The 24,138-nt window shown below is 62.4% G+C and carries 21 protein-coding genes, 1 other RNA gene and 1 pseudogene; 14 read left to right on the forward strand and 9 right to left on the reverse strand.

Translation table 11 applies throughout. The annotated features are described in order from the left end of the window. The 7 genes from E4L96_RS15435 to gyrA all read right to left on the reverse strand — a co-directional run. The coding region (locus tag E4L96_RS15435; protein WP_502654456.1) for a carboxyvinyltransferase at nt 1-233 on the reverse strand (233 nt) is incomplete at its 3' end. 24 nt (nt 234-257) lie between these two features. Then, a complete protein-coding gene (locus E4L96_RS15440) occupies nt 258-1,166 on the reverse strand; it encodes a prephenate dehydrogenase (RefSeq protein ID WP_135208131.1) in 909 nt (302 codons plus the stop codon). A gap of 2 nt (nt 1,167-1,168) precedes the next feature. Continuing rightward, entirely contained in the window at nt 1,169-2,275 is a 1,107-nt protein-coding gene (gene hisC / locus E4L96_RS15445; protein WP_135208113.1) for a histidinol-phosphate transaminase, read from the reverse strand. Between the two features lie 57 nt (nt 2,276-2,332). Further along, nucleotides 2,333-3,403: a prephenate dehydratase gene (gene pheA, locus E4L96_RS15450; RefSeq protein WP_135208114.1), complete on the reverse strand. Its 1,071-nt coding sequence runs from the start codon at nt 3,401-3,403 to the stop codon at nt 2,333-2,335. Between the two features lie 53 nt (nt 3,404-3,456). Continuing rightward, nucleotides 3,457-4,551 (reverse strand): 3-phosphoserine/phosphohydroxythreonine transaminase, encoded by a 1,095-nt coding sequence (serC, locus tag E4L96_RS15455; RefSeq protein WP_135208115.1) that lies wholly within the window; start codon nt 4,549-4,551, stop codon nt 3,457-3,459. A gap of 16 nt (nt 4,552-4,567) precedes the next feature. Next, complete coding sequence (locus tag E4L96_RS15460; protein ID WP_135208116.1) at nt 4,568-5,131, reverse strand: DUF2059 domain-containing protein; 564 nt, start codon at nt 5,129-5,131, stop codon at nt 4,568-4,570. A gap of 136 nt (nt 5,132-5,267) precedes the next feature. Continuing rightward, complete coding sequence (gene gyrA / locus E4L96_RS15465) at nt 5,268-7,988, reverse strand: DNA gyrase subunit A (RefSeq protein WP_167758707.1); 2,721 nt, start codon at nt 7,986-7,988, stop codon at nt 5,268-5,270. Nucleotides 7,989-8,328: 340 nt separating this feature from the next. On the opposite strand from gyrA, the gene ompA reads away from it, so the two are divergent. The 6 genes from ompA (at nt 8,329) to E4L96_RS15495 (ending at nt 13,593) form a co-directional block, all read left to right on the forward strand. Continuing rightward, nucleotides 8,329-9,087, forward strand: a complete 759-nt coding sequence (gene ompA, locus E4L96_RS15470; RefSeq protein ID WP_135208117.1) for an outer membrane protein OmpA — start codon at nt 8,329-8,331, stop codon at nt 9,085-9,087. Nucleotides 9,088-9,183: 96 nt separating this feature from the next. Then, a complete protein-coding gene (ubiG, locus tag E4L96_RS15475; RefSeq protein WP_135208132.1) occupies nt 9,184-9,885 on the forward strand; it encodes a bifunctional 2-polyprenyl-6-hydroxyphenol methylase/3-demethylubiquinol 3-O-methyltransferase UbiG in 702 nt (233 codons plus the stop codon). 26 nt (nt 9,886-9,911) lie between these two features. Continuing rightward, the gene (locus tag E4L96_RS15480) at nt 9,912-10,610 is read left to right on the forward strand and encodes an HAD family hydrolase (protein ID WP_135208118.1); all 699 of its coding nucleotides are present in this window, start codon (nt 9,912-9,914) and stop codon (nt 10,608-10,610) included. Nucleotides 10,611-10,719: 109 nt separating this feature from the next. Next, nucleotides 10,720-11,355 carry a glycine zipper 2TM domain-containing protein gene (locus tag E4L96_RS24680; RefSeq protein ID WP_135208119.1) on the forward strand — a complete coding sequence of 212 codons (636 nt, stop codon included), beginning with the start codon at nt 10,720-10,722 and terminating at the stop codon, nt 11,353-11,355. Between the two features lie 72 nt (nt 11,356-11,427). Next, nucleotides 11,428-11,788: a transfer-messenger RNA gene (ssrA, locus tag E4L96_RS15490) on the forward strand. 605 nt (nt 11,789-12,393) lie between these two features. Continuing rightward, entirely contained in the window at nt 12,394-13,593 is a 1,200-nt protein-coding gene (locus tag E4L96_RS15495; protein WP_135208120.1) for a tyrosine-type recombinase/integrase, read from the forward strand. Between the two features lie 19 nt (nt 13,594-13,612). Here the strand turns inward: E4L96_RS15495 and E4L96_RS15500 are convergent, their stop codons facing one another. Then, nucleotides 13,613-14,479 carry a phage integrase N-terminal domain-containing protein gene (locus tag E4L96_RS15500; protein ID WP_135208121.1) on the reverse strand — a complete coding sequence of 289 codons (867 nt, stop codon included), beginning with the start codon at nt 14,477-14,479 and terminating at the stop codon, nt 13,613-13,615. A gap of 1,768 nt (nt 14,480-16,247) precedes the next feature. Between E4L96_RS15500 and E4L96_RS15510 the strand changes: the two genes are divergently transcribed. Genes E4L96_RS15510 through E4L96_RS15530 form a run of 5 tightly spaced genes read left to right on the forward strand, consistent with a single transcriptional unit; the run spans nt 16,248 to nt 20,714 of the window. Next, nucleotides 16,248-17,768: a phosphorylase family protein gene (locus E4L96_RS15510; protein WP_220433442.1), complete on the forward strand. Its 1,521-nt coding sequence runs from the start codon at nt 16,248-16,250 to the stop codon at nt 17,766-17,768. A 38-nt stretch (nt 17,769-17,806) separates the two neighbouring features. Then, entirely contained in the window at nt 17,807-18,754 is a 948-nt protein-coding gene (locus E4L96_RS15515; RefSeq protein ID WP_135208124.1) for a CBASS oligonucleotide cyclase, read from the forward strand. A 1-nt stretch (nt 18,755) separates the two neighbouring features. Continuing rightward, nucleotides 18,756-19,244 (forward strand): HORMA-1 domain-containing protein, encoded by a 489-nt coding sequence (locus E4L96_RS15520; RefSeq protein WP_135208125.1) that lies wholly within the window; start codon nt 18,756-18,758, stop codon nt 19,242-19,244. Next, entirely contained in the window at nt 19,241-20,137 is an 897-nt protein-coding gene (locus tag E4L96_RS15525) for an AAA family ATPase (RefSeq protein WP_135208126.1), read from the forward strand. The genes E4L96_RS15520 and E4L96_RS15525 overlap by 4 nt, the downstream gene beginning before the upstream one ends. A 25-nt stretch (nt 20,138-20,162) precedes the next feature. Beyond that, nucleotides 20,163-20,714 carry a 3'-5' exonuclease gene (locus E4L96_RS15530; protein WP_135208127.1) on the forward strand — a complete coding sequence of 184 codons (552 nt, stop codon included), beginning with the start codon at nt 20,163-20,165 and terminating at the stop codon, nt 20,712-20,714. A gap of 491 nt (nt 20,715-21,205) precedes the next feature. On the opposite strand, the gene E4L96_RS15535 is transcribed toward E4L96_RS15530, so the two are convergent. Then, nucleotides 21,206-21,811, reverse strand: a complete 606-nt coding sequence (locus E4L96_RS15535; RefSeq protein WP_135208128.1) for a TetR/AcrR family transcriptional regulator — start codon at nt 21,809-21,811, stop codon at nt 21,206-21,208. Between the two features lie 93 nt (nt 21,812-21,904). On the opposite strand from E4L96_RS15535, the gene E4L96_RS15540 reads away from it, so the two are divergent. The 3 genes and pseudogenes from E4L96_RS15540 to E4L96_RS15550 all read left to right on the forward strand — a co-directional run. Further along, nucleotides 21,905-23,185, forward strand: a complete 1,281-nt coding sequence (locus tag E4L96_RS15540; protein WP_135208129.1) for an NAD(P)/FAD-dependent oxidoreductase — start codon at nt 21,905-21,907, stop codon at nt 23,183-23,185. Then, the gene (locus tag E4L96_RS15545; RefSeq protein WP_135208130.1) at nt 23,182-23,946 is read left to right on the forward strand and encodes a DUF1365 domain-containing protein; all 765 of its coding nucleotides are present in this window, start codon (nt 23,182-23,184) and stop codon (nt 23,944-23,946) included. Before E4L96_RS15540 ends, E4L96_RS15545 begins: the two co-directional genes overlap by 4 nt. Next, nucleotides 23,943-24,138 (forward strand): annotated as a pseudogene (locus tag E4L96_RS15550) (SAM-dependent methyltransferase); the annotation flags it as partial. The gene E4L96_RS15545 and the pseudogene E4L96_RS15550, both read left to right, overlap by 4 nt.

Below are 24,138 nucleotides of genomic sequence, written 5' to 3' on the forward strand. Positions count from 1 at the left end.
GCGCTCGTGGAGGGCCCTGTCGCTTCACTCCATTCGATGCCGAGGGAGCGCAGGGCGGCGAGCATGACGCGGGTGTCGTCGGAGTCGAGCAGGTCGACGATCTCGGTCGTGCCCTCGGCCAGCGCGGCGAGCAGCAAGGTGCGGTTGGAGATCGACTTCGACCCCGGCAGCTTGACCGTGCCTTTCACGCGTGCGACGGTGGGAAGATCGAGATGCTCGGGGTAGGTGGTCATGCTGCGTTAATCCTGTAAGCCTGTTTATTCAGAGGTTTCTTGCGGCGGCGGAGGCGGCGCCTCGGCCGCTTCGATCGCCTCGATCCAGCGCTGGCGCGCCTGCTGGGCATTGGCGTACACGGAGTTGAGCGCGGCGCCATCGCGCGCGGCGAGCAGGCCGCGCAGGGTGGTCAATTGTGCCAGATACGCATCGAGCTCGCCGAGCAGCGCTTCCTGATTCGCAAGCGAGATATCGCGCCACATTTCAGGCGAGGACCCGGCAATGCGTGTGAAGTCGCGGAAGCCACTGGCCGCGTACTGAAACAGCAGGTCCGCATGCGGCTTGTGCGCGATGTCGTCCACCAGCGCGTAGGCCAGCAGGTGCGGCAGATGGCTGACCGCGGCGAACACCCGGTCGTGCTCCTGCGGGGACAGCTGGTGGATGATAGCGCCGCACGCCGCCCACGCCTGCGCCACGCGCTCCACATGGTGCTCCGCGTTCTCCGGCAGCGGCGTGAGCACCGCCTTCTTGCCGACGTAGAGGTCGGGGATGGCCGCTTCCGGCCCGTTCTTTTCACGGCCCGCGATCGGATGGCCGGGCACGAACTGCGCCACATGCGCGCCAAGCGCCGCACGCGCGGCTGCCACCACGTCCGACTTGGTGCTGCCCGCATCGGTGACCACGGTCTGCGGCTCCAGGTGCGGCAGGATAGCCGCCAGGATGCTTTCGGTCTGCGCCACCGGCGCGGCGATGAGCACCAGGTCCGCATCGCGCATCGCCTCCTCAGGCGTGGACGCCATCGAGTCGATGATCCCAAGCTGCAGCGCGCGGGCGATGGCGTGCGGGTTGCGCCCCACACCCACCACTTCGCGCACCAGGTGCTTGTGCTTGAGCGCGAGCGCGAACGAGCCGCCGATCAGGCCAACGCCGTAGATGACGACCTTGCCGAACACGGTCAGGCCAGCGCTTTTTTCAGCGCCGCGATGCACGCCGCATTCTCCTGCGGCAGGCCGATGGAAATGCGCAGCCACTGCGGCAGGCCGTAGGCGCCGACCGGACGCACGATCACGCCCTGCTTGAGCAGCGCCACGTTCACGCGCGCACCCGCGCCCTCGTCCTCGCCCACCTTCACGAGCACGAAGTTGCCGTACGAAGGCACGTACTGCAGGCCCATCTCCTCGAACGCCTGTACGTACTGCTGGTAGCCGGCCGTGTTGTTCTCGGCGCTCTTCTTCAGGAATGCGGTGTCGTTGAGCGCCGCCACGGCCGCGGCCTGCGCCAGCGAATTCACATTGAAGGGCTGGCGCACGCGGTTCATCAGGTCCGTCACCGCCGGCTGGGCGATCGCAAAGCCGACCCGCAGGCCCGCCAGGCCATACGCCTTGGAGAAGGTGCGCGAGACGATCAGGTTCGGGTACTTGCGCACCCAGGCTGTGGATTCGTACTGGTCCTGCGGCGCGAGGAATTCGTTGTAGGCCTCGTCCAGCACCACGATCACGTTCGCAGGCACCTTGTCCAGGAAGGCTTCCAGCTTGGCGGCCGGGAGGAAGGTACCGGTCGGATTGTTCGGGTTGGCGATGAAGACGAGCTTCGTGTCCTGGTCGATGGCCGCGGCCATCGCGTCCAGGTCGTGCCCATGGTCGACCGCCGGGACCACGATGGCGCGCGCGCCTAGGCCCTGCGCGGCCAGCGCGTACACGGCGAACGAGTACTGCGCGTACAGCACCGCATCGCCCTTCTGCACGAAAGCCTTGGCGGCGATTTCGAGAATGTCGTTGGAGCCGTTGCCGAGGGTGATGCAGTCCATCGGCACGTCGTAGCGCTTGGCCAGCGCCGTCTTCAGCTCAAAGCCGTTGGAATCGGGGTAGCGCGCCAGTTCGGCCGCCGCCTGCAGCATCGCCTGCTTGCTGGACTCGGGGACGCCGAACGGGTTTTCGTTGGACGCCAGCTTGACGATGTTGGCTTCATCGAGGCCGAACTCGCGCGCGACTTCGGCGATGGGTTTGCCCGCCTGGTAAGGGGCGATGGCACGGATGTACTCGGGACCGTATGGGTTGGACATGATGGCTTTTGGAGAAGAGAGAAATCTTTCGCGGCGCCCCGCGGGCGCCTTGTCTTTTTACAGGCTCACCGGATAGGAGCCGAGAATCTTGAAGAAAGCGGCGTTGTGCTTGAGCTCTTCCAGCGCGCGCGCGACGTGTGCATCCTGCACGTGGCCTTCGACATCGACATAGAAGTAGTACTCCCACGTGCCGATGCGCGCCGGGCGCGATTCGAAGCGCGTCATGGATACGCCATGGGTGGCCAGCGGCGCGAGCAGGTTGTAGACGGCGCCGGCCTTGTTGGGCACCGCCAGCACCAGCGAGGTGTGGTCGTCGCCGGACGGATTCGTGTGCAGGTGGCCGATCACGGCAAAGCGCGTGCGGTTGTGCGGATCGTCCTGGATGTGGGCCTGCACCACGCCGAGGCGGTACTGCTCACCTGCCATCTCGCTGGCGATGGCCGCAATCGATGCATCCTCGCTGGCCAGCCGCGCCGCCTCGCCATTGGAGGCCACCGCGCGCCGCTCGACATGCGGGTAGTGGAGATTCAGGTAGACCTGGCACTGCGCCAGGGCCTGCGAATGCGCGCACACGATCTTCACGCCATCCATGGTGCCGGTCTTGGTCATCAGCGAATGGTGGACGGCGATCGAGACCTCGCCGCTGATCACGGTGGTGGTGGCCAGCAGCAGGTCCAGCGTGCGGTTGATCGCCCCTTCGGACGAATTCTCGACCGGCACCACGCCGAAGTCCGCGGTCCCCGCTTCCGCCGCGCGGAACACTTCGTCGATGGACACGCAAGGCAGCGTTTCGATGGCGCTACCGAATTGCTGGAACACGGCCTGCTCGCTGAAAGTGCCGGAGGGGCCGAGATAGGCCACCGTCACGCGCTTTTCCAGCGAGCGGCAGGCGGACATGATCTCGCGGAAGATGGTCTGCACTTCGCGCCCGCCCATCGGGCCAGGGTTGCGTTCGGCCACGCCGCGCAGCACCTGCGCTTCGCGCTCGGGACGGAACACGGGGGCGCGGGTCTCGGCCTTTACATGGCCGACTTCCTGCGCCACCTTGGCGCGCTGGTTGAGGAGGTCCAGGATCTGCGCGTCGATCGCATCGATCTGGTCGCGCAAGGGTTTCAGTTTGTCTGTCATCGTCAGCCTTTGAACGCCGCACCATACGGCACGGCGGGGGAGCACGCGGCGTTTTATCGGCCCGCGAACTCGTTCAAATAATCGACCAGGGCTTGCACACCCTCGATTGGCATCGCGTTGTAGATCGATGCCCGCATACCGCCGACGGACTTGTGGCCCTTCAGTTGCAGCAGCCCGCGCGCCTTGGCGCCGGCCAGGAATTTGTCGTTCAAGCTTTCGTCGCGCAGGAAGAACGGTATGTTCATGCGCGAGCGGCAATCGGGCGCGACGCGATTCTGGTAGAAGTCGTCGGCGTCCAGCGCGTCGTACAGCAGGCGCGCTTTTTCAATATTACGCTGTTCCATCGCGGCCACGCCACCCTGCTTCTGCAGCCACTGGAAGGTCAGGCCTGCGATGTAGATGCCGTAGGTGGGCGGCGTGTTGTACATGGAGTCGTGGTCGGCCACGATCTTCCAGTCGAAGGCCGAGGGGCAGATCGGCAGTGCGTGGCCCAGCAGGTCTTCACGCACGATCACGATGGTCAGGCCCGCGGGGCCGATGTTCTTTTGCGCGCCGGCGAAGATCACGCCGTACTTGCTCACGTCGACCCGGCGCGACAGGATGTGCGAGGACATGTCGGCCACGATGGGCGTGTCGCCCTGCACCGTCGGCACGAAGTTGAACTCGACGCCGTCGATGGTCTCGTTGGTGCAGATGTGGAGGTAGGCGGCGTCTTTGGAGAGCTGCCACGATTCCTGCGGTGGAATCGAGGTATAGCCTTCGCCGGCGCGCGGGCCGGCGGCCAGGTTGGCCTGCACGTAGCGCGCGGCCTCCTGGAAGGACTTGGTGGACCAGGAACCAGTGCGGACGAAGTCCACCGTGGCTGGTTGCGCCATGCTCAGGCCCGCGAGATTCAGCGGCACGATAGCGTTTTCGCCGATGCCGCCGCCTTGCAGGAACAGGATCTTGTAGTTGGCCGGGACGCCGAGCAGGTCACGCAGGTTGCGGACCGCGTCCTCGTAGATCGATATGAATTCCGGGCCCCGATGGCTCATCTCCATCACGGACATCCCGCTGCCATGCCAGTCGAGCATTTCGGCAGCGGCTTGTTCGAGCACTTCTCGCGGCAGCACTGCCGGGCCGGCGGAGAAGTTGTAGACGTGAGTCACGGGCGGTCCTTGTCCTTTACTTGACGTTCTCGTTCACGAGTTTGGCGGCCATCGCCTGGATGCGCGGCATCATCACGCGCTGGCTGATCTGCATGCTCTCGCCGGCGATCTGCGGCATCTCGGCCATCATCTTGACGCCCAGCGGCGAGGCGTAGAAAGCCGCCAGCTGATGCAGTTCGTCCGCCGTGAAATGGCGTGCGTACAGGGGCGCCGTTTCGGCGATCAGTTCGCGGATCAGCGTGCCGTCGCCAAACAAGGACTGCATGGCGGCCGTCATCTTGGGCAGCTCGGCATTGAGCTTCTCAATGGCCTTCTTGCGCTCGTCCGGCGTGAGCTTGGTGTTGCCATTGATGGTGGCGAGCGCGGATTGCTGCATCATCTGCGGCATCTGGGCGGAAATCTGCTGCATCATGCGCGCGGCCGTGTCCTCGTAATGCATGGAGGAGAGCATCTCGCGGGCGGCTTGCAGCGCCGCGGGATCCGGCGCGGCAGCGGCGGGTGCCGTCTGCGCCGTCTGAGCGTGCACGCTCGGGATGGCGAAAGCGAAGGAAGCGATGACTGCGGCGAGCATTTTCTTCATGGCGTTTCCTTTCGATGAGGTGGACGGCCTTGCGGAGGGTCCGGGTACGGCGGCTGCAGCGGATGGCGCGCAGGGCACGCCCAGCGACGCGGCGCGCGGCCCGGACCCGTGGTCCGGCACCGGCGCCGCGCGGGTCTTACTCTTCGTCCGCGGACGGCGGGACGTCGTCCGGGTTAGGCTCGTCGGACGCGGCGTCCGGCGGGGTCGGCTGGCCGACGAACGGGGCGCGGGTCTCCGGCTCCTCGACTTGCAGGGAGGCCGGCAGGTCGGTCACATCTTCCACGTCCGACTCCATCACGCGCTGCAGGCCGGAAAGCTTGGTGCCGTCTTCCACCGCGATCAGGGTCACGCCCTGGGTCGCGCGGCCCATCTCGCGGATCTCGGCCACGCGGGTGCGGATCAGCACCCCGCCGGTCGTGATCAGCATGATCTCGTCGGTCGCCGAGACCAGGGTCGCCGCCACCACCTTGCCATTGCGCTCAGAGGTCTGGATCGCGATCATGCCCTTGGTGCCGCGGCCGTGGCGGGTGTACTCGCCGATCGGGGTGCGCTTGCCGAAGCCGTTTTCGGTGGCGGTGAGCACGGACTGCTGCTCGTTCTCGGCCACCAGCAGGGCGATCACGTTCTGCCCTTCCTCCAGGTTCATGCCGCGCACACCGCGCGCCGCACGGCCCATCGGGCGCACGTCGTTTTCGTCGAAGCGCACGGCCTTGCCGGAATCTGAGAACAGCATCACGTCGTGCGCGCCATCGGTCAGCGCGGCGCCGATCAGGAAGTCGCCCTCGTCCAGGTCCACGGCGATGATGCCGGCCTTGCGCGGGTTGCTGAAGTCCTTCAGCGGCGTCTTCTTCACGGTGCCCATGGAGGTCGCCATGAACACGTAGTGGTCTTCCGGGAAGGTGCGGTTTTCGCCGGACAGCGGCAGCACCACGGTGATCTTCTCGTTGTCCTGCAGCGGGAACATGTTGACGATCGGCTTGCCGCGCGAGTTGCGCGAGCCTTGCGGCACTTCCCACACCTTCAGCCAGTACAGGCGGCCGCGGTTGGAGAAACACAGGATGTAGTCGTGCGTGTTGGCGATGAACAGCTGGTCGATCCAGTCCTCGTCCTTGGTCGCGGCGGCCTGCTTGCCGCGGCCACCGCGCTTCTGGGCGCGGTATTCGCTGATCGGCTGGGCCTTCATGTAGCCGCCGTGCGAGAGCGTGACCACCATGTCCTGCGGGGTGATCAGGTCTTCGGTTTCCAGGTCGGTGGCGTTGTTCTCGATGGTCGAGCGGCGCTCGTCCTTGTCGCCGTATTCGGTCTTGGCGGCCGCCAGTTCATCGTGGATGATGGCCGTGACGCGGGCCGGCTTGGACAGGATGTCCAGCAGGTCGGCGATGACCGCCATCACATCCTTGTACTCGTTGACGATCTTGTCCTGTTCCAGGCCGGTGAGGCGCTGGAGGCGCATCTGCAGGATTTCCTGGGCCTGGTCGTCGGACAGCTTGTACAGGCCATCGGCCTGCATGCCGTAGTGCTTGGGCAGGTTCTCGGGACGGAAGGCGTCGACGCCGCCGATCTCGTTCTCGCCGGTGCGGGCCAGCATCTCGCGCACCAGGGACGAATCCCAGGCGCGCTCCATCAGCGCGGTCTTGGCGACCGGCGGGGTCGGCGCGGCCTTGATGATGGCGATGAATTCGTCGATGTTCGCCAGCGCGACCGCCAGGCCTTCCAGCACGTGGCCGCGTTCGCGCGCCTTGCGCAGGTCGAACACGGTGCGGCGGGTGACCACTTCGCGGCGGTGCGACAGGAACTCCTGGATCATCTGTTTCAGATTCAGGAGCTTGGGCTGGCCGTTGACCAGCGCCACCATGTTCATGCCGAAGGTGTCTTGCAGCTGGGTTTGCTTGTACAGGTTGTTCAGCACCACTTCCGGCACTTCGCCGCGCTTGAGCTCGATGACCACGCGCATGCCGGACTTGTCCGACTCGTCGCGGATGTCGCTGATGCCTTCCAGCTTCTTGTCGCGCACGTTCTCGGCGATACGCTCCAGCAGCGACTTCTTGTTCACCTGGTAGGGCAGCTCGTCCACGATGATCGCGGTGCGGCCGCCTTCCTTGCCGAATTCCTCGAAGTGCGTTTTCGCACGCATCACGCAGCGGCCGCGGCCGGTGCGGTAGCCGTCGCGCACGCCGGACACGCCGTAGATGATGCCGCCGGTCGGGAAGTCCGGCGCGGGGATCAGCTCGATCAGCTCGTCGATGGAGCAATCCGGATTGGCCAGCACGTGCAGCGCGCCGTTGATGACCTCGGTGATGTTGTGCGGCGGAATGTTGGTCGCCATGCCGACGGCGATACCGGCCGAGCCGTTGACCAGCAGGTTCGGGATGCGGGTCGGCAGGACGGTCGGCTCTTTTTCCTTGCCGTCATAGTTCGGCTGGAAGTCGACGGTGTCCTTGTCGATGTCGGCCAGCAGTTCGTTGGCGATCTTGTCCAGGCGGCACTCGGTGTAACGCATCGCCGCGGCGTTGTCGCCGTCGATGGAGCCGAAGTTGCCCTGCCCGTCCACCAGGGTGTAGCGCAGCGAGAAGTCCTGCGCCATGCGGACCAGGGTGTCGTAGATCGACGCGTCGCCGTGCGGGTGGTACTTACCCATCACGTCCCCGACCACGCGGGCGCACTTCACGTACGGGCGGTTGAAGACGTAGTTCGATTCGTGCATGCCGTAGAGAACCCGGCGGTGGACCGGCTTCAGGCCATCCCGCACATCAGGGAGCGCGCGGCCCACGATCACGCTCATGGCGTAATCGAGATAGCTCTTGCGCATCTCTTCTTCAAGCGAAATGGGGATTGTCTCTTTTGCGAATTGATCCATTGCGGGGTAGTGCTCTCGGCAAGGTTGAAAACTGAAGAACAACCGCGCGATTTTAGCATGCGGCAAGGTGCCCCGTCGTAAAACCTTGACCACGTCAGCCGGTGACTTTCACTCGCAAAATCGATACTCAAACTCAACAATGTGAAGTCTTTTCATGCCGTTGCAGGAAAACAACATCAGCGTTATCATTCGGGCATGTTCGGTTTGTCATCGTTCGTGCGGAAGTGGCCGATGTGGCAAAATGCCGGTAAGTCAATTGCCAGTTTCATAATGGAACGTGGTATTGCTCCAAGTTGCGCGGCTTTCGAGCTGCGGAAATCACCCGAAAGGAACCCATAAGATGAATAAATTGTTAGCGCTCGTGCTTGCCGCGTCAGCGGTCATGGCGGGCAGCGCAGCCGCGCAGACCCCGACCAGCCCACCTTATGCGCCCCTGACCACGGACATCATGGCGAAGACGCCGTACAGCGCATATGTGCAGGATGGCCGCGGCGTGATCGCGCGGAATCCTTTCGGCCTGTGCTGGCGCACCGGCTACTGGACGCCGGCCGACGCCGTCCCGGGCTGCGATCTGCCGATCTGCACCCCGCCGGAGTTCCTGGAGAACGGCAAGTGCGTCGCCCCGCCGCCTCCGCCGCCTCCGCCGCCGCCTCCTCCTCCGCCGCCGCCGAAGGCTGCTGAGCCGGTCGTGACGTCCGAGAAAGTCAGCTTTGCCGCTGACGCGTTCTTCGACTTCGACAAGGCCGTGCTGAAGCCGGAAGGCAAGGAGAAGCTGGACGACCTGAGCTCCAAGCTGAAGGACATCAACCTCGAGGTGATCATCGCCGTCGGCCACACCGACTCGATCGGTACCGATGCGTACAACGACAAGCTGTCCGTCCGCCGCGCGGAAGCCGTCAAGGCCTATCTGCTGAGCAAGGGCGTGGACGCGAACCGCGTGTACACCGAAGGCAAGGGCGAGAAGCAGCCTGTGGCCGACAACAAGACCGCCGCCGGCCGTGCGAAGAACCGCCGCGTGGAGATCGAAGTCGTGGGCACCAAGCAGGTGACCAAGCCGGCCGAGACCGACGCTGCCGCAGCCGCTCCGGCCGCCAAGTAATGCCGAGTCGTCCCTGACTCTTCAAAACCCCGCTGCGGCGGGGTTTTTCTTTTTGTGCGAGCCCTACGGCTCTTCACCGCTATGATGCCGACCATGATGAACGTAAACGCCGATCCTCACGAAATCCAGAAATTCAGCGAGCTGGCCCACCGCTGGTGGGACCCCACGTCTGAATTCCGCCCGCTCCACGAGATCAATCCGCTGCGCCTGGAGTGGATCAACGCGCGCGCGCCGCTGTCCGGCAAGGCCGTGATCGACGTCGGCTGCGGCGGTGGGATCCTGTCCGAATCCATGGCGCGCAAGGGCGCGCGCGTAACGGGTATCGACCTCTCCGACAAGGCTTTGAAAGTCGCCGACCTGCATTCGCTGGAAGCGGAAGTCGAGATCCGCTACAAGAAGATCGCCGTCGAAGACATGGCTGCCGCGGAGCCGGAACAATTCGACGTGGTGACCTGCATGGAAATGCTGGAGCACGTGCCCGATCCCGCCGCTGTGGTGCGCGCCTGCGCCCAGCTGGTGAAACCGGGCGGCCATGTGTTTTTCTCCACTTTGAACCGCAATCCCAAATCCTGGCTGTTGGCGGTGATCGGCGCGGAATACCTGCTGCGCATGCTGCCGCGCGGGACCCACGATTATGCGAAATTCATCACGCCGGCCGAACTGTCGCAATTTATCCGCGAAGCCGGCTTGCAGATTCAAGGATTCAAAGGGCTGAGCTACAATCCGCTCACCAAACTGTATTCGCTCAACCAGGACACCGATGTGAATTTCATGGTGTCGTGTACCAAGCCTCTCTGATCTCCTTTATCTCCCCGAGTTTCTGCATGAACCGTCCGCTTCCCGCTTCGGCGCTGCCCCGCGCCATCCTGTTCGATCTGGACGGTACCCTGGCCGACACGGCGCCCGACCTGGCCGCCGCTGTCAACCTGCTGCGCACGGCGCGCGGGCTGGAACCGACGCCCTATTCCGTGCTGCGTCCAACGGCCTCGGCCGGGGCGCGCGGCATGATCGGCGCCGCCTTCGGGCTCACGCCTGCCGATGAAGGCTACGAAGAATTGCGCCTGCAGTGGTTCGACAATTACCAGAACGCGATGGCGGTGCACAGCACGCTGTTCGCTGGCGTGCCGGAGCTGCTGAAGGGCATTGTCGAGGCCGGGATGAGCTGGGGCATCGTCACCAACAAGCCGGCGCGGTTCACGGATCCGCTGGTGGGCATGATCGGGCTGCATGAGGCGGGCTGCGTGGTGTCCGGCGATACCACGCCGCATCCCAAGCCGCATCCCGCCGGGCTGCTGGAGGCCGCCCGGCGGCTGGGCGTTGCTCCCGAGCTGTGCTGGTATGTGGGCGACGATCAGCGGGATGTGGAAGCGGGCCGGGCGGCGGGGATGCTCACGGTGGCGTGTTCCTGGGGCTATTGCGGCGCTGTGGAGCCTGCCACTTGGGGCGCTGATTTCCTGCTGGCCTCCCCTGTCGAGCTGCTCGAATTGCTCACGTCTGCTTCGGTGCCGGCCGCGGTCGCCTGACGCAAACGTTTCCTTAACACACGCTTACGTTTGATACAGCCCAACGGCTAGTTCGGGCTGGCCTTGATCGTTAATCTACCCATGACGCAACGCACTCATGGAGCAGAACATGGACACGATCAAGACCCCTTCCCGCATTCACCCGCTGATGGCCGCCGCTGCTGTGTCGGTCATCGCTTTCAGCCTGGTAGGCACCGCTGCCGTGACCGGCATGCTGCCGTCGTCCAAGGCGGACCAGGTGCCGGCCGGGATGGCGGCGCCGTCGGCGGCAGTGGCTTCGTCCGCGCTGGCCGGATCGGCAGCGGGTGCGGTGGCCTTGCAGCCGGGCCAGATGGCGCCGACCGCCCTCTCCGCTGCGGCGCCTGCGGGGTACGTCCCCGTCGCTGCGCCGGTGGCCGCCGCTGGCTATCAGCAGGTGCAGTATGTGCCGGTGGTTGCGGCTCCGGTGGCCACCCAGCCGATTGTGAAGGCCGCGCCGGCTCCGGCACCGAAGAAGACCGTCGTGCACAAGGTCGTGCATCACACTGCGGCGGCTCCTGCGGCCCAGTACGCGTACCAGCAGCCCGCTCCGGCACCGGCGCCGCGTCAGCCGAACTATGTCGGCATTGGCGCGGGGGCGCTGATCGGTGGTGTGCTTGGTAACCAGGTCGGCGGTGGCCGCGGCCGCACGCTGGCGACGGTGGCCGGTGCCATCGGCGGCGGCATGCTCGGCAACGAGATCGCCAACCGCCAGCAGCAGCGCTAACGAACGGTTACAAGCTGGGGCGGCGCGGACCTGCGATCCGTGGCGCATTGGAGTACAATACGATTTCTGCTTGGGGGCGACCTGGCTTCGACGTGGGTTGCAAAGCAGCGCAGGGCATACCGAGGGCTGGTTACCTCGTAAATACACCCAGAAATCAATACCTGCAAACGATAACTCGTACGCACTCGCAGCCTAATCGCTGCTAGCCCTTCACCGCCTCGTCCCTGGGGCGGGCTGGCAACAGCATGAAGGGTCACTTACAGGGAATCGGGTTTGGCCGGGTCACTTGGCTGAACCTTAAACTTAAGGTGACTCGCCTGACCAAAGGGTGCACGTCCCCGTTGTTCAGGTTAAATCAATTGACAGTGCTAAGTATGTAGAACTGCCTGTAGAGTGCTTGCGGACGCGGGTTCAATTCCCGCCGCCTCCACCACTTATGTCAAAACGCTGCCGACCGGCAGCGTTTTTTTTTGCGCTCCCTATGTACATAATCCCATACGGTCCTGTTACGTCCTAGCAAAGCCGGGCAAAAGGGGGTATCCGCGGCGGCTTTTTGAACTCCTTTGTCGCCGCTCGAAAAACGCTTGGGGGTATGCACCACTGCTCACTTCCCTCCCCGCCTTCCCCAGTACCGCACTCCCCGCCCCCCTGGCGTGTTAGTCGCCTCCGACGTACCAGCCGAAAAGCAGACTCATCCGCACTCCCAACAATTTTGATTTGACGGAGCCGACGAGCAAGGTTGCCGTCAGAACTCATGATCGAACTGATCAGATAGCGCAAAACCTGCTCAGCGAGCTCCAGCACAATTCAGTTCTATCGAACCTTGGTTCGATGGCCCGCTACGACCAGTTCAACTTGTTAGTCAGCGGGAACAAAATATCGATTGGATGCCGAACCTTGCCCCAAGCATTTCAGTCTTATGTAGGTCCTTAACGCTTCCGGCGCCGTTCATGGATCGCGATCTCCAGGTCGGGTTCAGCTGCATCGCTGCGGGCGAACCATTTATCGGGCGGCTGCCCCCTACGACAGGCGGTAAACATGAAACTCACCGACCGAACCATTCGTGGCTGGGTCAAAGATGCTCCGTCCGGGTCCAAAATTTGGGACGGCGAAGGCCTGTATCTGCACAAGGGAAAGCTGGCAGACGCGTCATGGCGAATCAAGTACCGATGGGATAACAAGGAGAAGACCTACACCATCGGGCCGCTATCCTTGGTGTCGCTCGCCAAGGCCAGGTCCACCCTTGCCGAAGTCAAGCTGAGTCTGCTGGAGGGCCGCGACCCCAACATCAAACGACTGGAAAACCGAGCCAATCAGTCGCTCGCGGCCGGGAACACATTCGAATCGATCGCCCGTGCCTGGCTCGCGCATCGCAGAACGGAATGGTCACCCGTGCACTTCGAGAAATCCGAACGGGCACTTGAGCGCGACATTTTCCCGACGTTGGGCTCGCTTCCGATCACGTCGATAAAACCGCCAATGATCGCCCTTGCCATCAACCGCGTGATGCAGAGGGACGCGGTCGAAACAGCGGGCCGCATCCTGTTCCACGTGCGCTCCATCTTCCGGTATGCCCGAGCCATTGGCGTATGCGACGACAATCCTGCCGACCCCGTCCAGGAGCTGCTACCGAAAAAGCGCAAGCACGGGCGCATGAAGGCGCTCCTGCAGTCGAAAGGTCTCTGGGACATCTTGCGCCGTGCAGCACAAGCGAACCTGTCCCGCCCCATCTTCCTGGCGCACCTGCTGACCGCGTACACGGCGGCGCGAATCACCAACATTGTCGAGGCGCGCTGGCAGGACATGGACCTGGACGGGGACCAGCCCATCTGGACCATCCCCCGCGAGCAAATGAAGACAACGAGCCGAGACCACCATCACCGTATTCCGCTGTGCGGGGAGATCGTCGTGCAGCTGAAGGCCTGGCGGGCTGTGGTCGGCCCAACGACGTACTGCTTTCCGTCGCCCCAGAAGCGCAAGGGGCACATCACCCGGGAAGGCGTCGAAAAAGCCTATCGCGAAACAATGGGCTTGAGCGGGCAGCACTCGCCGCACGGATGGCGCAGCGCCCTCTCAACCCTCGGTCGCGAGGCTGGTTTCGAGCGCGAAGTCGTCGAGCTCGCGCTCGATCATGCACACGACAACGACGTAGCGATGGCATATGACCGCGGCGAGCGGTTCGAGAAACGTATCGAGCTCTATCGGTGGTGGGCCAAGCTCCTCGAAGGCGAAGGGTAACTCCGGCTCGGAATCCGTCTTAACGGCCCAGGTATATCGCTGTTATCTGCTCTCGCTCGTGTCCCAGCTCGTTGGAGAGTATCAGCCTGGCCTGTCGATCACGGCCCTTTTGCTCCTGACTCAGCTCTTTCGACCGAGGCCCGCCCGCCGCCGGCGCAGCCCATCCAGTCAGCTGTTGATATCGGACCTGCGCGTACTGATGCCGCAGCCCGTGCACGCCATGAATGCCAGCACGATCACACTCGCTCCGGAAGCGCTGCAGCTGATCGCGATACCGCATCTCAGGTGGAATCAAACTGCGGCCTTGCGCCACCGCCTTCGCATGATCGAGGACCTCACGCTGCTGCTGCGTCGTGATTGGGATCTCGCGGTACTTGCCACCCTTCGTCCAGCTGTCCTTCAGTCGCAGGTAGTCCGCCTGATCCGCCCATTTCGGGTTGATCTTGATGCTTTCCTCTCTCCGCAAGCCAAACGCCTGCTGTAGCCTCAACGAAGCCTCCGTGAAGCGGTCTCTGATGCCCTCCAGCGTCGCGCGATCGACCAGCTTGGCCTTCGACTCGTTCGTCACATACTTGCGATCCTCGATGCCGTACGCCTTGTTGTCCCGCTCGATGATGTTTTGCTTCCCGATCTTCTCGGCCCACCACCGCAGCGTGCTCATACGGTTCTTCATCGTCGCATTCGAGATCCCGTCTGCGCGCCACTTCTGCACCAGCGCCTCGACGTGCTTGGGCTTCAGACTGTCCGCATGCATCTGCCGATAGCCCAGCTCCTGCAACTGGGTCGCCGCCAAGTTCAGGATGCGCAAGCGGTCCGCCTGCGTCGCAAAACTCCCATCATGGTTTCGATCACACATCTGCTTCAACTCGTAGTTCAGGTTGCGCATGTCGCACCTCGGTGTAGTAGGGTCAGGTAAGTGTTTTTTGCCGCCCAGCTCGCCTTGACGAGATGGGGAGTTGAAGGCAACGGGACACCACTCCCGTGTATGCGGTTGCTGCACTGCTTGCCCACGCCGCATGCGTGTGTGGCGCCGCTGCCGGCGTGGCCGGACAGCGGGGACCAATAACCCAGGGTCCATGGAGTGCACCTTGTGCACGAGTCGGCTCCCGAGGGAGCAAGGGGATGGCAAGCAGGTTCAGTGAGCCGGGTAGGAACGAGGTCGAAGCTCGTCACTTACCTTCGTCACTTGCTGCAATCACCCTGCTAGCGAAGCAGGACGCTAGCGCTAGCGCGTCGTCACTGGCAGCCGGGCCGCCAGTAACGACGCGCGGGACACGCACGTGGCCACAAGGAGAAGTACGCCTCGTGCGTGCTATCGCCCGCTTCACGCAGGGTGGATGGAAAGCAGGCTCGCGGCCTGCGGACTGAGAGCGCGGTGCGTCGAGCGCAACCGCGGTGCTGAAGTGGCAGCCGATGCTGCCTGGTGTGTCAGCCGGTTCGTGACCAGCTATCGAGAAGGCGCGTCACGAGCGCAACGCTTGGGTCGATCCCAAGAGGTGGCGGGGCGATCCCGCCGGGTTTGCGTCGTCCATTCTGCCAGATCGTAGTGTCGAACGAACGCGGAAACGGCACCTCAAACCAGCGGCATTTTTGAACTCGAATCGATCTTGACCGTCCCACACTCATTAGGAGAATTCGATCATGGAACAGCTACTTACCGATGTGCTGCTCGCCTTCGACGCCGCATCCGTCGTCGTTCTCGCCTGGCTGGTCATTGGGTGCTATCGCGGCATCAAGTCCGAACCTCGGCACTGAAGCAAGCCGTCTTATGGTTCCTAGCCTAAGCCATCCGTGCAACTCTCGGGTTAGCTGCGGGGGCAAATCAGTTTTCGTCATGCCAACTCGCCGATAACGATCCTGCTATTCGCAATCTGGATCCGTGTGCGGGCCTTGTGCGCTGCGATTGTTGAAATGATCACACCTTTGTTCCATCCACTGGGGTTTGAAGCAACGACTCAGCTGCTCTTCCCAGTGCGTCCGCTTCGTACACGCGATCGGTAGCAAAGAAACAATTGGTGAGATTTCATCCACTCAACTGAGCGTAGAATCGGTTGCTCAATAATAACTAGGGAGGCGTTAGTGGGCTCTATGAGCATTTGGCACTGGTTAATAGTTCTGATCCTCTTCGTGGCGTTCGTGTTCCCGTACGCGAAGATCATTCGCAAGGCTGGCTACTCTGGCTGGTGGGTTTTGGTCATGTTCGTACCCTTAGTGAACATCATAGCTATCTGGGCATTCGCGCTGCTCGATTGGCCGGTGACCCAACGGGCGCGAGCTCAGAGCGCTAACTTCTAAGCAGACCAACATGATGCGACTCCTCATCGTACGCTGCCCGTCAGGCTCTTCACCTAAATGTGGCACATACATAAATTCCGAGACGAACGACCGCTATAGGAAGGTAAAAAAATATGAGCCGCTAGGATGGTTGAGTACCGAGCGTCCGGCTTCTTCGTGTCCTGCCTTAATTTCGCTGGGACCATTTTTTTTTGGCAACCTCTACTTGAAATGTCAACAGCCGCTCCTATTTACTGATGAGCTAGAAAGGTGCCGTGTTGCAGCCCACGGCCGACAATTAACAAAACTCTAGGCCCTGTATTACTGGCGCTGGAGGTAACTGACCACATTAGAGAGACTCGTAGGTGAGCAATCCCCCCTTGCTGGCATCCAGCCACATCCTGCTAGCCGGTAGCATATCCAATGCCACCGAAAACAATTTAGTTTCCCGTGCGCATGAATTTGTTGCTGCGTTCGTCGAGGAATCACTTAAGGAAGGTGCAGGCTTCGTTGTCTACGTGTCCTCAGAGCCGATTAATGACGCCGGACTGCCGATGGTGTTTGACTGGACCGTCACTAAGGCCATCGACAGGCTCATTCCCGGTGATGCCGATAAGCCGAGGCTGAAAATTATCGCCTCCGAAGAACGGCTGAGTACCAAGTGCAATGCCGAACAGCGCCGCTTGGTAGCGACCCTCACCGCGCGCGGCGTGGCCGAACTCGAGTACCTCGAAGAAGAGGTGTTGACCGGCGGGAACGTCGGGGACGAGCAGGTTGAGCACGCTAACATGATGGTGGCGTTGGGCGGCGGGAAGGGCGTGTCCGACCGCGCGCGCAAGATGACCAAGCGCCTGCTTCCTGTGCTGCCGCTAGATCTGCAGCTTGGCGCGAATAGCGAGGATGGCAGCGGAGCCTTGTCCCTCTTGAAGGACTTCAAGACGAATCCGCTCACGTACATGCCGAACAGTGGCAACCGGGTCGTCAAGCTGTTGCCCGCACTGTCGCTTCAAGAGCCTGTCATGTCGATGGCCGACATCAGCAAGCGCATCGCTAAAATCTTTTACGAAGAGGAAAAGGCCCGCATCGACGCGCTGCCGCCGGACGTCCTGGTGCTGACTGCCTTGGATGTCGAGTTGGCGGCTGCTAAACGGGCGTTCGGCATCGCCGAGGACGCTGAGCACGCGACGACTAAGAACGGTCTCCATGTATATAAGGCGCCTGTTACCCAACGAAACGGCAAGACCGCCAGCTGCGTGGTCGCATGTTTTGCTACCGCGGGAAACGTTGACGCCGCAGTGGTGACTTCGATGTTGCTGGGCGACCTGAATCCGGCTAACGTGATAATGCTCGGCATCGCTGCCGGCATGCGTGACAAATGCGCCTTGGGTGAGGTGGTGCTGGCGGAACGCATAGTGGCGTATGAAGGCGAGGCGGTCCTCGAGGGAGGCAAGGTCGAAGCGCGTCCCGAAATCACACGTTTGAACTTCCGAGTGCGCCAGGACGTCAGCGACTATCTCTCGAATCGCACGTCGCTTGAAACGCGTCTGACCCGTAGCTATACATCCCTCGGCCTCGATTTTCCTGAAGATGTCGATGCAGGTCCAGTTGCCAAGAGCGTGATGCCCAAGCAGGCCACCGTCGCCAGCGGCGAGAAGCTTCTGCGTGACCCCGATGTGTTCAAAGCCATGCGCGAGTTGCACGGCAAGGTCGAAGTCGCCGAGATGGAAGCGGCGGGCCTGTTCGCCGCATGCAATCACTTTGGCAAGCCCGTCCTCATGGTGCGCGGCATCAGCGACTTCGGCGACTCGAAAAAAGACAACAGGTTCCACCTTCTGGCCGCGATGGCTGCCGCGGCAGTGACTGCCGACTACATCGCCAATGGCATGACGTTGCAGAACTGAGCCATCCCTATGTCGTTGCTCTATGAAATGAATAAACAATGCCACTGACCAATACTGACTTGCAGTATTACGACAGCAATGTCCTGCGTCTGACTGCAGACAAACGTAAGGAATACCACGAGCAAGTTGACAACCTCATCGCTGAACTCAGGAAGCATGTCACGCAACAAGCGGACCTGAAAATTACAAGGGTCGTTAAAGCGGGTTCGTTCGCGAAATATACGATTTTGCGGAAGACGAGCGAAGACCCAATCGATGTGGACGTCGTTTTCTACATCGACGGGGAGGATGTGGATGAGGCCACGCGGGATGGTTTGAACGAGCTGATCCACAAGCTGCTCATCAAGATCTATCCTCAGAAGTCGGTGGAGCACTTTGAAATCCAGCGCCGTGCTGCGACTGTCACCTTCGTTAAGAGCGGTCTCGCCGTGGACATCGTTCCCGTGATCCAAGACAGCAGTAGTTCTGACCACGGCTATCAGTTCGACCGCGAGACCGGGGAGCGCAATCGCACATGCGCGCCATGCCACATTCAGTTCATTCGCGACCGCAAAGCGAAGGATAAGCATTACCGCACGCTGGTTCGCATGGCCAAGCGCTGGAAAAACTTCACTAACCCCCCAGGACTGAAGTCGTTCCATATCGAACTCATCTTGGCTTACCTGTTAGATCGAGACGGCGCTACAACAAGCATCGAGAAGCGCTTCCGGGAGTTCCTGGGATACCTCGCCCAAACAGGCCTGGACGAGCGCATCGACTTCCCAGAGAACGACTTCAAGCTTAAGAAGAGTTTCTCGGAGCCCGTCGTGATCGTTGACCCAGCCAATCACGAGAACAACGTCGCCTCGCGTATCACCGCAGACGAGAAGAAGAAAATCAAAGATATGGCGCGGCAGTCCTGGGAAATTTCCTTCGAGGCTTCTGTACAAGAAGACGAAGAGATGTGGAAGGAAATCTTTGGGCCCCGCTTCAAAATTGTGGACTGACATGACTTCGACATATGCAACAACAGAGACGTATTCGGTCGTTGATGTAGAGAAGGTCGTTCGTAGCATTCGAGCCGATCTCCTGATGATTGCTTCCAGTTCCAAAGCGCTGACCGAAGAGAAGGCGAAAGAGTACGCGCACGACATTGAGGTACTGGCCAAAGGTGATTACCTTGCCTTTGCTGACCTCACATTGCTGGATTCCTTGGAAAACGAAGTGGCCGCATGCAGATTCGACGTGGTGACCAAAGATGCTAGCGGAACATCCCGGCCTGGCGTGATGTGGCCCGCTACGCCTGGCGGTAGGGTGCGAATCGTTTTGTCGTACACGTCCAAATATACAGACCAGGCCCGCGAGGCATTAAAGCGTGACCTGAAAATTGGCTGGGTAGCCTCAACCGATGACATTAGCCACAGGGCACTGTCGGCGGCTGACGGCCGGGCTTACAGCAGCAACGGTTACGGCGCCAACAGAAAAGACTACTCATGAGCAAATCAACTGTATTCGAAGCACAAACCGTCCTGCCTGATAGCTACTTGACTCAGCAGGCCGAACGCCTGCTCGGCTTTGAGCCACGCTATCAGCGTATTCGCAAGCAGCTACAGCTAATGTTACAGGCGGACGACCTTGAGCGCTGGAGCAACAAGCACCACGGCAAAAAGCTCGCGGTCGTGAATCTGCTTGCGGAGCAGTACCCGTTAGCCATTTTCCACGGTGATGTTGGTACGGGCAAAACTGCAAACGCCGAGGCCATCGCGAATCGCTTAGCCCGTGATGCACGTGTCGAGGATGCCATCCTGTTTAAGTTGAGCAACAAAGTCCGCGGGACGGGTAAGGTTGGCGAGATGGGCTCGTTAATTGCGGATGCCTTCGCAGAAATCACGAAGGCGATCGGAACAGGCAAGGGCCGTGCGTTCCTCATCATCGACGAGGGGGATTCCTTGGGAGCTTCCAGAAGCCAAGAACATAGCCACCACGAAGATAAGGTAGGCGTAAACACGCTTATCCAGGCCATCGACAATCTGCGCAAACACGGCGGCCGAATCTTCGCAATTTTATGCACGAACCGATTGGCAGCACTGGACGCTGCAGTGGTACGACGTGCATCGATTGTTGAAGAATTCACTCGTCCTTCTGACATGGAACGCCAAGAGCTCTTCGCAAAGGACCTTGCAGACATGGGAATTTCGGCAACCGAAATCGGTCGACTGGTGAAAGCGACGGGGGCTAAAGATGACAAGCCATCATGGACCTACTCTGACATTCGCACCCGTTTGTATCCAGCTGCCGTGGCTCTGGCATTCCCCGACTCGGCGCTGAAAATCGAGCATTTCCACGAAGCTGCAACCAAACTACAGCCCTCGCCTGTAATGGCTGGGTAAGCTATCTATCGACTGGAGCAAAACGATGAGCAAGAAGCGGGAAGTCTTCATCTCGATCGACATCGAAACAGCAGGCCCTATCGTCGGAGAACACAGCATGCTGACGATTGGCGCCTGCTTGGCATTCAACCCTGAGACCGAGTTCTCTGTGATGCTCAAGCCGATTAGCGAAAAGGCGGTGAAGGAAGCGCTGGAGGTAAGCGGTTTGTCTCTGGAGCGGGCTGCAAAGGAAGGCCTAGAACCGGCGGAGGCCATGTCGACGTTCGCTGCCTGGGTGGCCAAAAACGTCCCGGAGGACAGCACCCCTGTCTTCGTGGGTCTGAACGCGCCGTTTGACTGGTCATTCGTGAACTTCTACTTCCTCAAGTATCTGGGCGAGAATCCGTTTGGATTCACTGCTGTAGATATCAAGGCCCTGTTCATGGGCGCTACTGGTTGCAGCTGGTATGACACCAAGTCCAGCTCTATAGACAAGCGCGTCCATCCAACACTGAAAGGCGATCATGATGCCCTTCATGATGCGCGCTATCAGGCTGAGCTGTTTCGTTTGGTGTATGAATTGAGCCAGCAACGCTGAGCAAGAACTAGCGATTTAGAAGATTTCACAAAGGCGCGGCGCAGCAAGTGCGGAGACACATAGCGACGCTACGCCCAGCTCGGTGCCGCAGCATTCCGGCTCAAGCGATACGGCCGCTTAGTCAAATCTGGCCCTTGACGGTCGCATACTGCGTCTCGGGCGCGGTGCCGCTGGCCCATGCGCGGAAATAGTGGCGCAACTGCCCATCAAGCACCAGCCACCTACCGATCGCCACGGGACGAATCTCCGTCGACAGCAGCAGACGGCTCTCTTCGCTGAGGTGCAGCTGTGCAAACTGCAGTACGGTTGAGCAGGAGTAAAAGTGGGGGTACATTTCGAGGCAAAAGCGCGATCTATCATAGAGCGTTCGATAGCCGCCGCCTCCACCAATATTCCTTCCGAAGAAATTTAACGCCGTCCTCGAGACGGCGTTTTTCTTTGATCTATCCCCAGCCTCGCTAGCCCCCGGGTTCACCCGGTCTTGCGGGCACTCAGCGAAAGCCATCAAAACACACCGTCAGCATGTGCCGGACCACGTCGTCCGGCGCCATCTTGCTGTACTTTTGCAGAAACTCGACCGCCGGGTCGCAGGTGCGCGCGTAGTAGCTGAACAGGATCACGTCCGGCGGCAGCTCCCGATTCAGCTCCCCGCTTTGCTGGGCCTGCTTCACGAACCCCTCGAGCTGGCGGTTGAGCTTCACCACCCGCAGCATATACTTCACATTGCGCATCAGCATGTCGCGCACGTGGGCGCTGGTGGAGGGCAGGAAGGGCAAGCCCCCGTCCAGCCGCACGCGCAGCGCCCATTCCAGCAGGGCCGACAGTTTGGCCACCGGTCCCAGCGCGGGATCGAGGGCCGCCACGAAGTCGAGCGCCCCGTCCAGCAGGCGGATCATGGCCTCCCCCACCAGCTCTTCCTTGGACTTGAAGTGCTTGTAGAGGCTGGGCTTGGAGATGCCCACCGCCCCCGCCACGTCATCCATCGTCATCAAGTCGTAGCCCTTGCTGGCCAACACCGCCGTGGTCGCGTCCAGGATGGCATTTTCCCGCAGGCGGAAGGCCTGGTCCCTGAAGCTCAATCTGCCGAGGATACTCATTAGTAAATTAACGCTACTGATTAGTAGCGTTCTTGATTAGTTGGTAGTAATATTAGCACACCAGTAGCTGAACGAGACGTTTTCACATCCCCCATGAGCCCATTGCGCCACCGTATTGCCGTCATCGGGTCCGGAATTTCCGGGCTGGCCAGCGCGTATTTCCTGCAGCGCCAGCACGACGTCACGCTGTACGAAGCGGCGCCCACCCTGGGTGGCCACACCAACACGGTGGACGTGACGCTGGACGGTGTCACGCGCGGGGTCGACACCGGCTTCCTGGTCTACAACGAGCGCACCTACCCCAACCTGATCCGCCTGTTTGCCGAGCTGAACGTCGCGACCCACGCGAGCGACATGTCGTTTGCGGTCTCGCTCGACGATGGCGCACTGGAATGGGCCGGCACCAGCCTGGCGACCGTGTTCGCCCAGCGCCGCAACCTGGCCTCCCCGGCCTTCCTGCGCATGCTGCGCGACATCCTGCACTTCAACAAGCACGCCCCCACCTACCTGCGCGCCGCCCGCCGCAGCGGCCAGACCCTGGGCCAGCTGCTGGACGAGCAGCGCTACGGCCGCCTGTTCCGCGAAGCCTATCTGCTGCCGATGGCGGCGGCGATCTGGTCCAGCGCGCCGGCCGACATCCTGAACTTTCCGGCGGCGACCTTCATCACCTTCTGCCTCAACCATTGCCTGCTCCAGGTGACCGGCCGGCCGCAGTGGCGCACCGTGGCCGGCGGCGCGCGCCACTATGTCGAGGCCATCGCCGCCACCCTGCGCGACTGCCGTCCCGGCACCCCGGTGCTGGCCATCCGCCGCGGGCCGGACAAGGTGCTGGTCGAGAGCGCCACCGGCGCCGAGCTGTACGACGCGGTCGTGCTGGCGACCCACGCGCCCACCAGCCTGGCCCTGCTGGACGATGCCGATCCCGCCGAGCGGGCCGTGCTGGGCGCAGTGCGCTACCAGCCCAATACCGCCTGGCTCCACACGGACCCCGCCTGGATGCCGCGCCGCCGCGCCGTCTGGTCCGCCTGGAACACCCGCGCCGGCACCGGCTTCGACGGGGCCCGTCCGGTGTGCCTGACCTACTGGCTCAACCAGCTGCAGGCGCTGCCGTTCGAGACGCCGGTGCTGGTGACCCTGAATCCGCCGGTGCCGCCCGCGGACGGCCATGTGCTCGGCCGCTTCGACTACGCGCACCCGGTGATGGATGCGGCCACCATCGAGGCCCAGCGCCAGCTGCCCGGCCTGCAGGGCCGCCGCCGCCTCTGGTTCGCGGGCGCCTGGACCGGCTACGGCTTCCACGAGGACGGCCTCAAGTCCGCCCTGCGCGTCGCGGCCGCCTTCGGCTGCGCGCCCGACTGGACGGTGCTGGGATGACCCCCGCCGCCGAACTGGTCACCGGCCAGGTCATGCACCTGCGGCTGCGCCCGCGCCGGCACCGCTTCGTCTACCCCGTGTGCTACCTGCGCCTCGACGTGGACCGCCTGGGCGAACTGGCCTCGCCCTGGTTCGCCATCGACCGCTGGCGCCCCCTGTCCCTGCGCACGCGCGACTACGGTCCGCGCGACGGCAGCGCGCTCGCTCCGTGGATCCGCACCCTGCTGCGCGAGCACGGCCTGCCCGCCGATGGCGCGATCTGGCTGCAGACCTTTCCGCGCGTGTTCGGCTACGTCTTCAATCCGGTCAGCTTCTGGCACTGCCACGACGCGGCCGGCCGCCTGGTGGCGGTGCTGGCCGAAGTGAACAACACCTTCGGCGAGCACCACCGCTACCTGCTGCGCGTCACCGGCACCGGCAGCACGGCAGCGGCGCAGGCGCCCAAGCTGCTGCACGTGTCGCCCTTCTGCACGACCACCGGCCATTACCGCTTCCGCTTCCGCGCCGCCGGGGCCGCCGCCTGCATCGATTACCACGACGCGGACGGCCTGCTGATCCGCACCGCCATCGGTGGCCGCGCGGTGCCGCTCAGCGCCCGCGCGGCCGCCGCGGCGCTGTTCCGTTTCCCCCTGCTGGGCGTGGGCATCATCGCCCGCATCCACTGGCAGGCCCTGCGCCTCTGGCTCAAGGGCACGCCGTGGTACCGCAAGCCGCCCCCGCCGCCCGTCACCACCACCCTGCACCAGGAGACCGCTCCATGAACCGCACCCTCGCCTCGCCCGTGGCCGCCGCGCCGCTCGGCGCCCGCCTGTTCCTCAGCGTGCTCGGCCGCATTCGGCGCGGGCACCTGGAGCTGATCACGCCGGACGGCGCGCGCATGGTCTTCGGGAACGCCCACGACGCCCAGGGCGCCACCCTGCGCCTGCACGACTGGCGCGCGGGCCAGGCCATCC

It is taken from the genome of Zemynaea arenosa, assembly GCF_004614185.1.
In the GTDB taxonomy this organism is placed as follows: Bacteria; Pseudomonadota; Gammaproteobacteria; order Burkholderiales; family Burkholderiaceae_D; genus Telluria; species Telluria arenosa.

What these genes read in the sequence shown, in the direction of transcription:
- hisC (WP_135208113.1), bottom strand. Translation starts at nt 2,275, where the DNA reads ATGTCCAACCCATACGGTCCCGAGTACATCCGTGCCATCGCCCCTTAC.
- pheA (WP_135208114.1), bottom strand. Translation starts at nt 3,403, where the DNA reads ATGACAGACAAACTGAAACCCTTGCGCGACCAGATCGATGCGATCGAC.
- E4L96_RS15460 (WP_135208116.1), bottom strand. Translation starts at nt 5,131, where the DNA reads ATGAAGAAAATGCTCGCCGCAGTCATCGCTTCCTTCGCTTTCGCCATC.
- gyrA (WP_167758707.1), bottom strand. Translation starts at nt 7,988, where the DNA reads ATGGATCAATTCGCAAAAGAGACAATCCCCATTTCGCTTGAAGAAGAG.
- ompA (WP_135208117.1), top strand. Translation starts at nt 8,329, where the DNA reads ATGAATAAATTGTTAGCGCTCGTGCTTGCCGCGTCAGCGGTCATGGCG.
- ubiG (WP_135208132.1), top strand. Translation starts at nt 9,184, where the DNA reads ATGAACGTAAACGCCGATCCTCACGAAATCCAGAAATTCAGCGAGCTG.
- E4L96_RS15480 (WP_135208118.1), top strand. Translation starts at nt 9,912, where the DNA reads ATGAACCGTCCGCTTCCCGCTTCGGCGCTGCCCCGCGCCATCCTGTTC.
- E4L96_RS24680 (WP_135208119.1), top strand. Translation starts at nt 10,720, where the DNA reads ATGGACACGATCAAGACCCCTTCCCGCATTCACCCGCTGATGGCCGCC.
- E4L96_RS15495 (WP_135208120.1), top strand. Translation starts at nt 12,394, where the DNA reads ATGAAACTCACCGACCGAACCATTCGTGGCTGGGTCAAAGATGCTCCG.
- E4L96_RS15500 (WP_135208121.1), bottom strand. Translation starts at nt 14,479, where the DNA reads ATGCGCAACCTGAACTACGAGTTGAAGCAGATGTGTGATCGAAACCAT.
- E4L96_RS15515 (WP_135208124.1), top strand. Translation starts at nt 17,807, where the DNA reads ATGCCACTGACCAATACTGACTTGCAGTATTACGACAGCAATGTCCTG.
- E4L96_RS15520 (WP_135208125.1), top strand. Translation starts at nt 18,756, where the DNA reads ATGACTTCGACATATGCAACAACAGAGACGTATTCGGTCGTTGATGTA.
- E4L96_RS15525 (WP_135208126.1), top strand. Translation starts at nt 19,241, where the DNA reads ATGAGCAAATCAACTGTATTCGAAGCACAAACCGTCCTGCCTGATAGC.
- E4L96_RS15530 (WP_135208127.1), top strand. Translation starts at nt 20,163, where the DNA reads ATGAGCAAGAAGCGGGAAGTCTTCATCTCGATCGACATCGAAACAGCA.
- E4L96_RS15535 (WP_135208128.1), bottom strand. Translation starts at nt 21,811, where the DNA reads ATGAGTATCCTCGGCAGATTGAGCTTCAGGGACCAGGCCTTCCGCCTG.
- E4L96_RS15540 (WP_135208129.1), top strand. Translation starts at nt 21,905, where the DNA reads ATGAGCCCATTGCGCCACCGTATTGCCGTCATCGGGTCCGGAATTTCC.
- E4L96_RS15545 (WP_135208130.1), top strand. Translation starts at nt 23,182, where the DNA reads ATGACCCCCGCCGCCGAACTGGTCACCGGCCAGGTCATGCACCTGCGG.